Annotated in this window: 15 protein-coding genes; 6 read left to right on the top strand and 9 right to left on the bottom strand. The window is 59.5% G+C overall.

Features of this window, described 5'->3' with window-relative positions:
• Positions 1-194 precede the first annotated feature (194 nt).
• The 6 genes from ACI77H_RS17980 to ACI77H_RS17955 all read right to left on the bottom strand — a co-directional run bounded on the left by ACI77H_RS17980 (position 195) and on the right by ACI77H_RS17955 (position 6,605).
• Positions 195-620 (bottom strand): hypothetical protein, encoded by a 426-nt coding sequence (locus tag ACI77H_RS17980; protein WP_407013071.1) that lies wholly within the window; start codon positions 618-620, stop codon positions 195-197.
• Between the two features lie 69 nt (positions 621-689).
• Positions 690-1,136, bottom strand: a complete 447-nt coding sequence (locus ACI77H_RS17975; RefSeq protein WP_407013070.1) for an NUDIX hydrolase — start codon at positions 1,134-1,136, stop codon at positions 690-692.
• Positions 1,137-1,252: 116 nt separating this feature from the next.
• Complete coding sequence (locus tag ACI77H_RS17970) at positions 1,253-1,801, bottom strand: cupin domain-containing protein (RefSeq protein WP_007946335.1); 549 nt, start codon at positions 1,799-1,801, stop codon at positions 1,253-1,255.
• Between the two features lie 371 nt (positions 1,802-2,172).
• Positions 2,173-3,471, bottom strand: coding sequence for an NAD(P)/FAD-dependent oxidoreductase (locus ACI77H_RS17965; RefSeq protein WP_407013069.1), 1,299 nt, complete (start codon positions 3,469-3,471; stop codon positions 2,173-2,175).
• 53 nt (positions 3,472-3,524) lie between these two features.
• On the bottom strand, positions 3,525-5,015 hold the full coding sequence (locus tag ACI77H_RS17960; RefSeq protein ID WP_407013068.1) for an aldehyde dehydrogenase: 1,491 nt from the start codon (positions 5,013-5,015) through the stop codon (positions 3,525-3,527).
• 213 nt (positions 5,016-5,228) lie between these two features.
• Positions 5,229-6,605 carry a glutamine synthetase family protein gene (locus ACI77H_RS17955; protein ID WP_150633851.1) on the bottom strand — a complete coding sequence of 459 codons (1,377 nt, stop codon included), beginning with the start codon at positions 6,603-6,605 and terminating at the stop codon, positions 5,229-5,231.
• A gap of 280 nt (positions 6,606-6,885) precedes the next feature.
• Between ACI77H_RS17955 and ACI77H_RS17950 the strand changes: the two genes are divergently transcribed.
• The 5 genes from ACI77H_RS17950 to ACI77H_RS17930 all read left to right on the top strand — a co-directional run bounded on the left by ACI77H_RS17950 (position 6,886) and on the right by ACI77H_RS17930 (position 11,948).
• Entirely contained in the window at positions 6,886-7,647 is a 762-nt protein-coding gene (locus ACI77H_RS17950; protein WP_407013067.1) for a gamma-glutamyl-gamma-aminobutyrate hydrolase family protein, read from the top strand.
• Positions 7,648-7,861: 214 nt separating this feature from the next.
• Positions 7,862-9,004, top strand: coding sequence for a polyamine ABC transporter ATP-binding protein (gene potA, locus ACI77H_RS17945; RefSeq protein WP_407013065.1), 1,143 nt, complete (start codon positions 7,862-7,864; stop codon positions 9,002-9,004).
• Between the two features lie 29 nt (positions 9,005-9,033).
• A complete protein-coding gene (locus ACI77H_RS17940) occupies positions 9,034-9,915 on the top strand; it encodes an ABC transporter permease subunit (protein WP_407013087.1) in 882 nt (293 codons plus the stop codon).
• On the top strand, positions 9,912-10,796 hold the full coding sequence (locus ACI77H_RS17935; RefSeq protein WP_407013064.1) for an ABC transporter permease subunit: 885 nt from the start codon (positions 9,912-9,914) through the stop codon (positions 10,794-10,796). Before ACI77H_RS17940 ends, ACI77H_RS17935 begins: the two co-directional genes overlap by 4 nt.
• Positions 10,797-10,850: 54 nt before the next feature.
• A complete protein-coding gene (locus tag ACI77H_RS17930) occupies positions 10,851-11,948 on the top strand; it encodes a polyamine ABC transporter substrate-binding protein (RefSeq protein ID WP_407013063.1) in 1,098 nt (365 codons plus the stop codon).
• Between the two features lie 266 nt (positions 11,949-12,214).
• On the opposite strand, the gene thpR is transcribed toward ACI77H_RS17930, so the two are convergent.
• On the bottom strand, positions 12,215-12,754 hold the full coding sequence (gene thpR, locus ACI77H_RS17925) for an RNA 2',3'-cyclic phosphodiesterase (RefSeq protein ID WP_407013062.1): 540 nt from the start codon (positions 12,752-12,754) through the stop codon (positions 12,215-12,217).
• Positions 12,755-12,814: 60 nt separating this feature from the next.
• On the opposite strand from thpR, the gene ACI77H_RS17920 reads away from it, so the two are divergent.
• Positions 12,815-13,009: a hypothetical protein gene (locus ACI77H_RS17920; protein WP_407013061.1), complete on the top strand. Its 195-nt coding sequence runs from the start codon at positions 12,815-12,817 to the stop codon at positions 13,007-13,009.
• Between the two features lie 11 nt (positions 13,010-13,020).
• Here the strand turns inward: ACI77H_RS17920 and ACI77H_RS17915 are convergent, their stop codons facing one another.
• Both ACI77H_RS17915 and ACI77H_RS17910 read right to left on the bottom strand, forming a co-directional pair.
• Positions 13,021-13,374, bottom strand: coding sequence for a DUF1428 domain-containing protein (locus tag ACI77H_RS17915; RefSeq protein ID WP_407013060.1), 354 nt, complete (start codon positions 13,372-13,374; stop codon positions 13,021-13,023).
• Between the two features lie 2 nt (positions 13,375-13,376).
• On the bottom strand, positions 13,377-14,462 hold the full coding sequence (locus tag ACI77H_RS17910) for a hypothetical protein (protein ID WP_407013059.1): 1,086 nt from the start codon (positions 14,460-14,462) through the stop codon (positions 13,377-13,379).
• Positions 14,463-14,703 lie beyond the last annotated feature (241 nt).

Raw genomic sequence — 14,703 nt, 5'->3', positions numbered from 1 at the left:
GATTTCTGCCTGTCGCCACCGGCAGCAGTAGGCAGCTCTCTCCTGACCATGGTTATTAAGTGTGCTGGTCTAATCTGATGCAATCGGTGGTCAGATCGAATGCAAACGTCTGGTCAAGTGGAATGAAAACGAGTGGTCAGTACCGATGCAATCAGGTGGTTAAGTGAAGTGCAATTTCGCAATTAATCATTCAATCAGCGTTTATAGCTCTCACACTCATTGCGCACATCCGCATTGTCGATACTCGCGCAACTGCCACTACCCGTTTTGGCTTCGCACAATAACCGCTGGTCATGGTTGTCGATGCTGTTACACCCGCCATGGCCCGTCTCTGCATTGCAGGTACGGCGAAGGTCGGCGTTGTCGATAGTCTCGCAATTACCGCCGCCTTTCTTGGCTTCGCAGTATCGGCGCTGATCAGCGTTGTCGATGGTGTTGCACGTCCCACCGCTGGTTTCTGCTTCGCAGGCACGGCGAAGATCGGCATTGTCGATACTGGCGCAGCTACCACCGTTTGTCCTTGCTTCACAGAGTCGGCGCTGATCACTGTCATTGATGGTGGAACAACCGGCGTAGGCGTAACCGCTAAGCATCAACAACACCGCAATAATGGCTCTCATCTCGTTCTTCCATGATTTGTCAGGAAACAGCCTGACGCTGATTGCTCCCGGATTATTGGGTGCCGGGCGTCAGTCCAGCAGTGCAACCCTACTCAGCAATTCGTAAAGCCCATCAGGAACCAGCGGCGCGTCCTCGGTAAAACTTGCCCACGGAAGCCACTTCGCGACGAAGGCCGCACCATCACTTTCTTGAGCATTCAAGTGCGATAACTCGTAGACACTGGCATCCACGAACTTCGCATCGTAGACCTGCACGATTTCGTGCCCTGGTGTGCCGTTATACGTAAAAAAGCTTTCAAGCGTGCCAAGCAAGCGGACATCGGTGATGGGTAAACCGAGTTCTTCCTGTACCTCTCGCACAATGGCTTGGGCACTGGTTTCGCCGAATTCGATTCCGCCACCGATTGGGCGGAAGAATGGCTTGTCAGTGATGGGGTCGCGAGCTTCGTTGACCAATATCTTGCCATCGTGATGGAAGATGCAGAGTGCTAGAGCGCGGATGCGGTGTGCAGTCATGATGTGAAGTCCATTTACTTTGATAAATCCCTGTAGCCGCTGCCTCAATTCGGCATTGGTGTTGGCTGCGGACGCAGCCTTTGGCACCGGCTACAGGCTGGCGTCCGTTTTTGAAATCAGAAGTTAGCCGGGGTATTGGCGCTGATGATTTCCGCTTCATCCTGGCCGATATTGCGAAACTTGTGCGGTAGCGTCGTCGGGAAGTAGTAGCCATCCCCAGCGTTAAGCACACTAATCTGCCCATCCACCGTCAACTCAACCGTCCCCCGCGTGACCAGCCCGCACTCCTCGCCTTCCGAGTGCACAATCGGCTCTTCCCCCGAGCTCGCGCCCGGCGCGTATTGCTCGCGCAACAAGCGCATCTGCCGGCTCGGCACCGAAGCGCCAATCAGCAGCAACCGCAACCCATGACGCCCGAGATCCGGCTGTTCATTGGCGCGGAATACGTATTGATGCTCGCGCGGGGGTTGGTCGAAGGTGAAGAAGTCCGCCAGGGACATGGGGATGCCTTCGAGCAGTTTTTTCAGGGAACTGACGGAGGGACTGACGCGATTCTGTTCGATCAGGGAGATGGTGGCATTGGTGACGCCGCTACGCCGGGCCAGCTCGCGCTGGGACAGTTTGTAGCTTTCGCGTACTAATTTGAGTCGTGAGCCCGTGTCCATGACAGCCTTATGCGAGAAATACTTAAGGGTTATGGGGGTGGATGGCGGGCGACTTTTGGCCGCGAAAGTACCGCTTCCCTGTCCCGGAAATGTGAAAGGCGGGTATTAAATCACGTTTGGGGGTGTTGCTGTAGGCGCATGGTTATTGGTGATGGTGGTGGCTCAGGTGGCATTGATGGCGACTGGTTTGGCGTCATCGCGAGCAAGCTTGCTCCTACAGGTTGGTCCGCGTCGGCCACAGCTTTTGTGCCCGCTGTAGACCTACTGTGGGAGCGGGCTTGCTCGCGAAGGCGGAGTGCCAGGCGACATCATTGCTGAATGTGCCACCGTCATCGCGAGCAAGCTTGCTCCCACAAGGGATCGCGTTGGGCTTAGATACCGAACCGATCTCGCAGCGCGTAGTACGCAGCGCCCATGGCGGTGAGCGGAGCCTGGAAGGTGCGGCCGCCGATCATTGGCATGTGCGGCAACGAGGCGAAAGCATCGAAGCGTTCGGCGTCGCCGCGGATCATTTCCGAGATCAGTTTGCCGGCCAGGTGCGAGCAGGTGACGCCGTGGCCGCTGTAGCCCTGCATGTAGTAGGCGTTTTTCTCGATGCGACCGAATTGCGGCATGCGCGACATGGTCAACAGGAAGTTGCCGGTCCAGCGGTAGTCGATCTTCACGTCCTTGAGTTGCGGGAAGGTCTTGAGGATTTTCGGCTTGATCAATTGCTCGATGTCATCCGGTTCGCGTGCACCGTAGACCACGCCGCCACCGTACAGCAGGCGGTTGTCGGCGGTGAGGCGGTAGTAGTCGAGCAGGTAGTTGCAGTCTTCAACGCAGTAGTTGTTTTTGATCAGGCTGCGCGCCACCTTCTCCGACAACGGTTCGGTGACGACGATTTGCGAACCGCACGGCATGCTCTTGCTGGTCACGCGGTTGTCGAGACCCTGCGGCAGGTAGGCGTTACCGGCGATCAGCAGGTACTTGGCGCGGACCACGCCTTTGGCCGTGCGCACGGTGATCGGTTCGCCGTAGGTGATTTCCACCGCCGCCGATTGCTCGTAGATTTTGCCGCCCAGGCCGATGATGGCCGAGGCTTCGCCGAGGGCCAGGTTCAGCGGGTGGATGTGGCCGCCCTGCATGTCGAGCAGGCCGCCGACGTAGTTGTCGCAACCGACTTCGCGTTTGATGTCCGCCGCGTCGAGCATTTTCAGGTTTTGGTTGCCGTAGCGTTCCCAGCTGCTTTTCTGCTCGGCCAGGCCTTTGAGCTGCTTTTTGTTCAGCGCGGCGAAGATGCCGCCCGGCTTGTAGTCGCACTGAATGTCGTAGTGTTGTATGCGCTGACGGATGATGTCGGCGCCTTCGAAGATCATGCTGCCGAGGACTTCGGCAGTCTTGTCGCCGTAGCGCTCTTCGATCACATCGACGTCGCGGCTGTAGGAGTTGACCAGTTGACCGCCGTTGCGACCGCTGGCGCCGAATCCGACTTTGGCGGCTTCGAGCACGGTCACGCTGTAACCCGCTTCGGCGAGGAACAGCGCCGAGGACAAACCGGTGTAGCCGGCGCCGATGATGCACACGTCGCAGTCCACCGCTTGGTCCAGCACCGGAAAGTCGCCGGTGAAGTTGCGGGTGGCGGCGTAGTAGCTGTTTACATGCTTTTGTTCAACAGAGCTGTGTTTCATAGATTTCTCCGATGGTCGCCGATACTCGTCGGCGACCGCCGTTGTAGAAGGTATTAGAGCTTGATCCAGGTCGCTTTGAGTTCGGTGTATTTGTCGAACGCGTGCAGCGATTTGTCCCGACCGTTACCCGACTGCTTGTACCCGCCAAACGGCGCCGTCATGTCGCCGCCGTCGTACTGGTTGACCCAGACGCTGCCGGCGCGCAAGCCGCGGGCGAAGGTGTGGGCCTTGCTCAGGTTGCTGGTCCAGACGCCGGCGGCCAGGCCGAAGATGCTGTCGTTGGCGATGGCCAGCGCTTCTTCAGCGGTGTCGAAGGTGATCAGCGACAGCACCGGGCCGAAGATCTCTTCACGGGCGATGGTCATGGCGTTGGTCACGCCGTCGAAAATCGCCGGTTCCACGTACAGGCCGCCGGTGGCTTCGAGGGTGCGGCTGCCACCGGCGATCAGTTGCGCGCCCTGGTCTTTGCCGACCTGAATGTAGCGCAGCACGTTGTCCAGTTGACGCTGATCGACGACCGCGCCGACGGTGGTTTGCGGGTCCAGGGCGTGCCCCGGTTTCCACGCTTGCAACGCTTCTACCAGTAGAGGAATGAACTGCTCGCGAATCGAACGCTCGACCAGTAAGCGCGAACCGGCGGTGCAGACTTCGCCCTGGTTGAAGGCAATCCCGCTCGCCGCTGCCTGTGCTGCCGCGCGCAAATCCGGCGCGTCGGCAAACACCACGTTCGGGCTCTTCCCCCCCGCTTCGAGCCAGACGCGTTTCATGTTGCTTTGGCCGGCATAGATCAGCAGTTGCTTGGCAATCGCAGTCGAGCCGGTGAAGGCCAGCACGTCGACGTCCATGTGCAACGCCAGCGCCTTGCCGACGGTGTGGCCGTAGCCGGGCAGCACGTTGAACACGCCTTTCGGGATGCCGGCGTCCAGTGCCAACTGGGCGATGCGGATCGCGGTCAGTGGCGACTTTTCCGAAGGCTTGAGGATGAACGAGTTACCCGCCGCCAGGGCCGGGGCGAACTTCCAGCTGGCCATGATCAGTGGGAAGTTCCACGGCACGATGGCGGCGACAACACCGGCAGGTTCGCGGGTGATGAGGCCGAGTTGATCGTGCGGCGTGGCGGCGACTTCGTCGTAGATCTTGTCGATGGCTTCGGCGGTCCAGCGGATCGCGTTGGCGGTCGCCGGGATGTCGACGTTCATTGAATCGTTGATCGGCTTGCCCATGTCGAGGGTTTCGAGCAGGGCGAGTTCTTCCCGGTTGGCCAGGATCAGGTCGGCGAAGCGGATCAGGATGCGCTTGCGTTCAGCCGGGGCGAGGTTGGCCCAGATGCCGGAATCGAAAGTGCGGCGCGCGACGGCCACCGCTTCGTTGGCGTCGGCTTCATCGGTGCTGGCGACGTTGGCCAGGAAGCGGCCATCGACCGGGCTGATGCATTCGAAGGTGTCACCGCTGAATGCGGCGCGGTATTGGCCGTCGATGAAGGCGCGGCTTTCGATGGTTAGGGACTGGAAGCGTTGTTCCCAGTCGCTGCGAGTGTTTGTCATTGTTGTGACTCGACGCAGAGGAATTGAGTGATCGTCAGACGGACAAAAAATTGAAATGCGATCCCTGTGGGAGCTGGCTTGTCGGGTCGCCCCATCGCAGCGATGGCGTCATCACAGTCAACATTGATGGCGCCTGATCCACCGCATTCGCTGGCAAGCCAACTCCCACAGGGTTGGCGGCGTACACACTTTTTATGTACGCCGCCAAATCCGTCAGACAGTGTGCAGGTACCAGTTGTACTCAAGGTCCGAGATAGAATTCTCGAACTCGGCCAGCTCGCTTTCCTTGCACGCCACGAACACGTCGATGTACAGCGGGTCGATGTATTTGGCCATGACTTCGCTGTCGTCCAGCTCGCGAAGGGCATCGCGCAGGTTGTTCGGCAGGCTTTGCTCGTTTTGCTCGTAGCTGTTGCCTTCCACCGGAGCGCCCGGTTCGATCTGGTTGGTCAAGCCGTGGTGAATACCGGCCAGCACCGAAGCCATCAGCAAGTACGGGTTGGCATCGGCACCGGCTACGCGGTGTTCGATGCGCACGGAGTCCGCTGAACCGGTCGGCACACGAACCGCGACGGTGCGGTTGTCGATGCCCCAGCTCGGCGAGTTCGGCACATAAAACTGCGCGCCGAAACGACGGTACGAGTTGACGTTCGGGCAGAGGAACGCCATCTGCGCCGGCAGGGTCTCGAGCACACCGCCGATCGCGTGTCGCAGCGCGGCGTTCTGCTCGGGATCCTCGCTGGCAAAGATGTTGTTGCCTTCTTTGTCGAGAATCGAAATGTGCACGTGCAAACCATTGCCCGCCTGGCCCGGATACGGCTTGGCCATAAACGTGGTGTCCATCTCGTGGTCGTAGGCGATGTTCTTCACCAGACGCTTGAGCAACACCGCGTAGTCGCAGGCCTTGATCGGGTCGTTGACGTGATGCAGGTTCACTTCGAATTGCGCCGGGGCGCTTTCCTTGACGATGGCGTCGGCAGGAATGCCCTGCTCTTTCGCACCTTCGAGAATGTCTTGCAGGCAATCGACGTATTCGTCGAGGTCGTCGATCAGGTACACCTGGGTCGACACCGGGCGCTTGCCCGAGACCGGCGAGCGCGGCGATTGCGGACGACCGTTCACGTTGTCCTGGTCGATCAGGTAGAACTCGAGTTCGAACGCGGCGCAGATGGTCAGGCCCAGTTCGTCGAACTTGCGCACCACGTTGGCCAGCACTTCACGCGGGTCAGCGAAGAACGCCTCGCCTTCGAGTTCGTGCATGGTCATCAGCAACTGCGCGGTTGGACGCTTCTGCCATGGCTCAATGCTCAGGGTGCCAGGGATGGGGAAGCAGATCCGGTCAGAGTCGCCGATGTCCAGACCCAGGCCGGTGCTTTCCACCGTGGAGCCATTGATGTCCAGAGCAAACAGAGACGCCGGCAGGTTGATGCCTTTTTCGTAAACCTTATGAAGACTGGTGCGCTCGATGCGCTTGCCGCGCACCACACCGTTCATATCCGCAATCAGAAGGTCGACGTACAAAACCTCAGGATATTTCTTAAGGAATGCGTTTGCTTCGTTGAGTTGAACGGCACGCAGAGGGACCGACATGATGCACCTATTAGCTGTTAATTATTATGTTCACTACCTTGTTGCGAGCCCAGTCAACCCGAACGGCAAAGTGAAGTCAATAGCGAACACCTTACCTCTCATCCTTTATTTTCTGGGCTTTTTTGGGCACGAGAGTGCCATATAGGTCTTCAGCACCGTGCAAAGACTAGCGATCGGACGTGCGGCGTTTAGAATTTTTTACATGAGAGTTGTTAATTAAAATCAACAAGGCTAAGCTCCGGAAAAGCTCGTTCAAGTGTGAAACTTCGAGGTGATAAAAATGGCATTCAAGCCATTGATCGGCGTTACAGCGTGCGTCAAACAGATTGGCCTGCACCCCTACCACATCAGCGGCGACAAGTACTTGCGTGCTGTCAGCGTTGCGGCTCTGGGGCTGCCCGTCGTCATTCCATCCTTAGGCGAACTGACCGAAATCGATGACCTGCTATCGCAGCTCGACGGTCTGTTGCTGACCGGCTCGCCGTCGAATGTGGAGCCCTCCCACTATCAAGGCCCGGCCAGCACTCCCGGCACGGATCACGATCCGGCGCGGGACGCCACGACCCTTCCTTTATTGCGTGCGGCCATTGCGGCGGGCGTTCCGGTGCTCGGCATCTGCCGCGGCTTTCAGGAAATGAACGTGGCGTTCGGCGGCAGCCTGCACCAGAAGGTGCACGAACTGCCGGGCATGCTCGATCACCGCGAAGCGGACAGCCCCGAGCTGGCGGTGCAATACGCCCCCGCGCATGCGGTGACGGTGCAACCGGGTGGCGTGTTCGAAGCGCTGGCGTTGCCGACCGAGTTCATGGTCAATTCGATTCACAGCCAGGGCATCGACCGCCTCGCTCCAGGCCTGCGCGCCGAAGCGATTGCGCCGGACGGTCTGATCGAAGCGATTTCGGTGAACCACAGCCCGACCTTCGCCGTCGGCGTGCAATGGCACCCGGAATGGCAGGTGCTGTCGAACCCGCCCTATTTGAGTATTTTCCAGGCGTTTGGCGATGCATGCCGGCGACGGGCCGCGCTGCGTAAAACCCGCTGACCTGAAACACGAAAAACCCATTTACTGCCCCCGCGAGTCAGGCGGGCGTGCCCTTGCGCGCCCGTCCCTCACGACAACAACAAACGCGATAACAACAAGTACCACCAGGCAGCCAGGACGGCGGCGCCGAATAAGCCCGCCCAGTGCTGGCTTGCAATCCACTCTTAAGTCAGGCCGCGTTGGCCCGACGACTGAAACCTGTTGGGAGTTTCACATGGCAAACGCCTCCAGCATTTACAGGAAGGCTCTTGAAGGTCACCAGGCACCGAAAAAGGTGCTGGTGAAAGTCGACCGCGTCACCAAGAAATTCGACGAAACCACTGCAGTGGACGATGTCTCGCTTGAGATTCATCAAGGCGAAATCTTCGCCCTGCTCGGCGGCTCCGGTTCCGGCAAATCGACGCTGCTGCGCATGCTCGCCGGCTTCGAACGCCCAACCGAAGGACGGATTCTGCTCGATGGCGTGGACATCACCGACATGCCGCCGTACGAACGGCCGATCAACATGATGTTCCAGTCGTACGCCTTGTTCCCGCACATGACCGTCGCACAGAACATCGCCTTCGGCCTCAAGCAGGACCGTTTGTCCGCCAGCGAAATCGACGCCCGCGTGGAAGAAATGCTGCGCCTGGTGCACATGACTCAATACGCCAAGCGCAAACCCCATCAGTTGTCCGGCGGCCAACGTCAGCGCGTGGCCCTCGCCCGCTCCCTGGCCAAGCGTCCGAAGCTGTTGTTGCTCGACGAACCCATGGGCGCACTGGATAAAAAACTGCGTTCGCAGATGCAGCTGGAGCTGGTGGAAATCATCGAACGCGTCGGCGTGACTTGCGTGATGGTGACCCACGACCAGGAAGAGGCCATGACCATGGCCCAGCGCATCGCGATCATGCACCTGGGCTGGATCGCACAGATCGGCAGCCCGGTGGACATTTACGAAGCCCCGGTCAGCCGCATGGTCTGCGAATTCATCGGTAACGTGAACGCCTTCGAAGGCACCGTTGTGGAAGACCTTGAAGGTCACGCGATCATTCACAGCAAGGATCTGCAGCAGAAGATCTACGTCGGTCACGGCGTCAGCACTTCGGTGGAGGACAAGTCGATCACCTACGCGATCCGCCCGGAAAAACTGCTGGTCAGCACCACCCAACCCGAGTCCCGCTACAACTGGTCCGAGGGCAAGGTGCATGACATCGCCTACCTCGGCGGTCACTCGGTGTTCTACGTCGAATTACCTGGCGGCAAAGTCGTGCAGTCGTTCATGGCCAACGCCGAACGCCGTGGCGCACGGCCGACCTGGGACGACAAGGTCTACGTGTGGTGGGAAGACGACAGCGGCGTGGTACTGCGCTCATGAAAACACTCAATCAGCAGTTCATGCGGCTGATGCCGAGTGGTCGAAAGCTCGTCATCGGGATTCCGTTCCTGTGGCTGTGCCTGTTTTTCCTGTTGCCGTTCTTCCTGGTGATGAAGATCAGCTTCTCGGAAGCGGCGCTGGCCATTCCCCCCTACTCCGAGATCTACACCTTCGCCGAACAGAAACTCCAGGTGTTCCTCAACATCGGCAACTACCTGCTGCTGACCGAGGATGAGTTGTACATCTCGGCTTACTTCGGTTCGTTGAAGGTCGCGTTTTTCAGCACGCTGATGTGCCTGGTGCTCGGTTTTCCGATGGCCTACGCGATCACCAAGGCGAGCAAGGAAGCGCAGAACGTCTTGCTGCTGTTGATCATGATGCCGACCTGGACCGCGATCCTGATCCGCGTTTACGCGTGGATGGGCATCCTCAGCAACAACGGTTTGCTCAACGCGTTTTTGATGTGGACCGGGCTGACCGATCACCCGATCGAGATCCTCAACACCAACATCGCCGTGTATATCGGGGTGGTTTACGCCTACCTGCCGTTCATGGTCTTGCCGCTGTACGCCAACCTGGTCAAGCACGATCAGAGCTTGCTGGAAGCGGGTTCGGATTTGGGTTCGAGCAACTTCAACAACTTCTGGAAAATCACCGTGCCACTGGCCAAGAACGGGATCATCGCCGGCTGCATGCTGGTGTTCATTCCGGTGGTGGGTGAGTTTGTGATTCCGGAACTGTTGGGCGGCCCGGAAACCCTGATGATCGGCCGTGTGCTGTGGCAAGAGTTCTTCAATAACCGCGACTGGCCGGTGGCGTCCGCCCTGGCGGTGGTGATGCTGTTGATCCTGATTGTGCCAATTCTGCTGTTCAACCGCAGCCAGGCCAAAGAGATGGAGGCACGGGGATGAAACGTTTCGGTTTTTCAAAGTTCATGCTGGTGTTCGGCCTGTCGTTTATCTACCTGCCGATGCTGATTCTGGTGATCTACTCGTTCAACGCCTCGAAACTGGTGACGGTGTGGGGTGGCTGGTCGTTCAAGTGGTACGCCGGCCTGCTCGACAACACCCAACTGATGGGCTCGGTGGTGCGCTCACTGGAAATCGCCTGCTACACCGCGATTGCCGCTGTGGCGCTAGGGACATTGGCGGCGTTCGTGCTGACGCGTGTCACGCGCTTCAAGGGTCGCACGCTGTTTGGTGGCCTGGTCACCGCGCCGTTGGTGATGCCGGAAGTGATCACCGGTCTGTCGCTGTTGCTGCTGTTCGTGGCCATGGCGCAGTTGATCGGTTGGCCAATGGAGCGTGGCATTGTCACCATCTGGATCGCCCACACCACGTTTTGTGCGGCCTATGTGGCGGTGGTAGTCTCGGCCCGCCTTCGTGAGCTGGACCTGTCCATCGAAGAAGCCGCCATGGACCTCGGGGCGAAACCGTTCAAGGTGTTTTTCCTGATCACCATCCCGATGATCGCGCCGTCACTGGCGGCCGGCGGCATGATGTCGTTTGCCCTGTCGCTGGATGACCTGGTGCTGGCGAGCTTCGTCTCCGGCCCGGGTTCCACGACCTTGCCGATGGAAGTGTTTTCGGCGGTGCGCCTGGGCGTAAAACCCGAGATCAACGCCGTGGCCAGCCTGATTCTGCTCGCAGTTTCAATCGTGACCTTTATGGTCTGGTACTTCAGCCGCCGCGCCGAAGCCACCCGCAAACGGGCGATCCAGGAAGCGATGGACCAGACCGCCAGCGAATCCTGGCAGCAACCTGAAAAGCAAATGGTAAAAGCGACGGCCTAGTGCCGTCGCGTTTCACAGCTTTGCGTACTGAATAAAAAGAATGGAGTTGTACCGATGAAAATGTTTGGCAGGACTCTGCTGACACTGTCCTTGATGGGCGCAATCGCCACGGTTGCCCAGGCCAATGACAAGGTACTGCGCGTCTACAACTGGTCGGATTACATCGCCCCGGACACCGTCAAGAAGTTCGAAGACGAGACCGGCATCCGCGTGACCTACGATGTGTTCGACAGCAATGAAACCCTTGAAGCACGCCTGCTCGCGGGCAAATCCGGCTACGACATTGTCGTGCCGTCCAACAGTTTTCTGGCCAAGCAGATCAAGGCGGGCGTCTATCAGGAACTGGACAAGTCGAAGCTGTCGAACTGGAAAAACCTCAACCCGGTGTTGCTGAAAAACGCTGCGGCCAGCGACCCGGAAAACAGTCACGCCTTCCCGTACATGTGGGGCTCAATCGGCATTGGTTTCAACCCGGCCAAGGTCAAGGAAGTGCTGGGTGCCAATGCGCCGACCAACTCCTGGGATCTGCTGTTCAAACCGGAAAACGCCGAAAAACTGAAAGCCTGCGGCATCAGTTTCCTCGATTCGCCGACCGAGATGCTGCCCGCCGCTTTGCACTATCTGGGCTACCCGGTGAACTCGCAGGACAAGGCGCAGATCGCCAAAGCGGAAGCGCTGTTCATGAAGATCCGGCCGTCGGTGGCGTACTTCCATTCGTCGAAGTACATCTCCGACCTGGCCAACGGCAACATTTGCGTCGCGGTCGGTTACTCCGGCGACGTGCTGCAGGCCAAGGCCCGCGCGCAGGAAGCGGGCGACAAGGTGAAGATCGACTACAGCATTCCGAAAGAAGGCGCCGGCAGTTTCTACGACATGGTCGCGATCCCGCGAGACGCGGCGAACGTCGACAACGCCTACCTGTTCATGAACTTCCTGATGCGCCCGGACATCATCGCCGAGATCACCAACAACATCGGCTACAGCAACGCCAACGCGGCAGCGACGCCGTTGGTGGATGAAGCGATTCGCAATGACCCGGGGTCGTATCCGCCTCTGGCCGTGATGGCGACGTTGTATGCGATTCCGGACATGCCGATTGGGGTTCAGCGGGTGATGACCCGGGGCTGGACGCGGGTCAAGCTCGGGAAATAATTCCCTCGAGATATTCGTGGTATTTGAAATCGCCATCGCGGGCAAGCCCGCTCCCACAGTGGTCGGTGGTGGAATACCGATTCATGGTACGACGCGAATCCTTGTGGGAGCGGGCTTGCCCGCGATGAGGCCAGCACTGCCAACACAAAATCCAACTGTTTCCGTTCACGCAGCGCCTTACCACCGCTGCACTCCTCTCTGACGAACGGCCTCACCTGGCTTCCTCGGTTCAGGTGAATTCGGGCGCCCTCCTCGGGCGCCTTTTTTTATGCGGGGACGAGCGGCCATTCGGCCAGCGCTCGATAGCGGCCCTTGTGGGATTCAAACAAGACAAATCGGTCTGCCCGCAAAAAAAACTCCGGCGGCGTCGCCGATTCAGGCACCGGCGATCGATAGTCGCGCATCAACGTCAGGTGCGGCCTGAATTCCTTGGGCGCATCCTCAAACCCGAACGGCAACATCGCCTGCTCCAGCGCATACACCAGCCGCAGCAACTCCGGCGGCGCCTGCTCCGGCGCGAGCACCAACGCCCCGGCCCTGCGCCAGGCATCCAGCCGATCCAGCGCCACCCGCAACGCCACGCCCGGCACGCGAACCTTTGCTGCCGCCGCGCAAATCTCGGCAATCTGCGCGACGCTCACCGCGCCCAAAAACAGCAACGTCAGGTGAAAGTTTTCCGCAGGCACCGGACGCCCCATGCGCAATGCCAGCGCGCTGCGCCATTGGGCAATCGCTTTGCGCTGCTCGGGCGGGCAAGCCAATGCGAAAAACAGCCGTTTGACTGGCTCCGGGGTTTCGTCGCTCACGCCTGGCACCTCCTGACATGCACGTTATAGTTGAACCAACCGAATGAACGGGACGGGGCCATGCGAGAGATCATCAGCAAAGAGCCATGGTGGGCCGTGCCACCGCAACCGGGTCAGGATGAGTCAGAGCTGGAATGGGGCTGGCTGGTTCACTATAGCGAAGGTGAACCGCGTTTCGAGTTTGTCAAAGAGCGACCGACGGACAGCGAGATCCGCAATCGCAAAAGTTGCAGGATCACCCCGGCATCGGAGTGATCCGTCACGCGTCACGCCTGCAGGAGGATGTTGAAGCCACCGAAAATCATCCGCTGACCATCGAACGGCATCGGGTTGACGTCCTGCTGCATGCGCGGGTCGGCCATCATTTTCTGCATGCCGGCATCGCGGGTGGGCTTGTCCGGCCAGACGATCCAGGAAAACACCACGGTTTCGTCATCCTTGAGTTTCACCGCCAGCGGAAACGAAGTCACTTTGCCGTCAGGCACGTCATCGCCCCAGCATTCGACAATGCTCAGGGCGCCGTTTTCCTTGAAAATCACGGCGGCAGATTCGGCGTGTCGCTTGAATTTTTCGCGGTTGGCGCTGGGCACCGCAAAGACACAGCCATCGACGTAAGACATGGTCATTCTCCTGCTGGGGGTAGAGGGTCGATCTGCGGGTTAGTCGGTTCGGCCGGGCTCCAATCGACAGCGCCGCCGCCCGAACTGACCGACGGTACGTCGGCACTCCCCGCCAGATTGCCCTCGATCTGCCCTGCCAGGTACAGCGTCCCCGCCATCACACCGGTGGTCGGGTTCTGCACCAGTTGTATCCAGGCCTTGTCGAACGTGTTGCCCAGACTGCTGCGGATCAGCGCCTCGCTGTCCGGTCGGTCGCTGGCCTGAATCAATGCGCGAATCCCCGCCACGCCCAAGGTAATCAAGCCTCCGGCGAATTTCCCCGCCGCTGCGGACACCGCGCTGGCGGCACCGCGCGGGGCCATTTCGGCTTCCATCCGCTGGCTGGCGCGCTTGGCCACCGGCGCCATGGCGGTATCGGTCGAATCAACACCCTTGCTACCGCCAGCCTTGTGGATCTTGTCGATCAGCGCCGCGTACGCCGGCAGGGTGTTGAGCGGCTGGGTGTGCACGACCTGGTACAGCGAAGCGTCCCGCGCGGGCGGCGGTCCGAGGGCGATGGCCGGGATTTTCTGGATACGGCCATTGAGCTGGGCCATGGGCACGCCGTGGCGCTGGGCGATTTTTTGCAATTCTTCCTGAAGAATGTCCACGTAGAACGCGGTGGACAGCCCGAGGATCTGCTCGGGATCAATCTCCACCGCGACCGGCGCCAGCACGCGTTTTTGGTATTGCTCCAGCAAATAGGCCGCCAGGCGTTTCGACGAGGCATCCTGCTCGCCCTGGGCGCTGAGGCTGTACCAGCTGACTTTCATCGACAGCCATTCCTGGGTCCAGTAGCTACTGAACCAGGGAATGAAGTTTTCTTCGGTCAATTGATAGACCCGGGTTCGCCAGTAATCCATGGCGCCGCGCGAATAGATTTTTGCCTGTTCGGTGGCGGACTGGGACGCTGCAACGATGTCCCGATCCACCTGCTGCCAGGTGCTCTGGGAAATGATCACCGGCGGCGCTGGCGCCGGGGCACGCGCAGGCATGGCGCATCCCGCCAACACCAATAGCACGGCGACGATCAGCGAACGCAGGCTCAAGATCGCATGTCCTACAGTCTTCCCCCGAACAGGATATTCGGGGGGTTAAAGCACCCTGATTTGAGTATAGGCGGCGGTGGGGGCCTGGTCTGGTGTTGATGGTGTTGCTGAGGGCCACAAACCCCGACCATCACTTGCGTCGATATTCACCATCGCCGCGAATGCCTTCCGCTCAAAATCCGTCAGCGTAGGATCAACCTCAACCCGACACACAACCCCGAACCGGAGGGGCAAATCATGT

This window comes from Pseudomonas sp. O230, from assembly GCF_045447035.1.
GTDB lineage: Bacteria > Pseudomonadota > Gammaproteobacteria > Pseudomonadales > Pseudomonadaceae > Aquipseudomonas.
The sequence above is the reverse complement of the archived record's forward strand: the minus strand, read 5'-3'. Positions and strand labels throughout refer to the sequence as shown.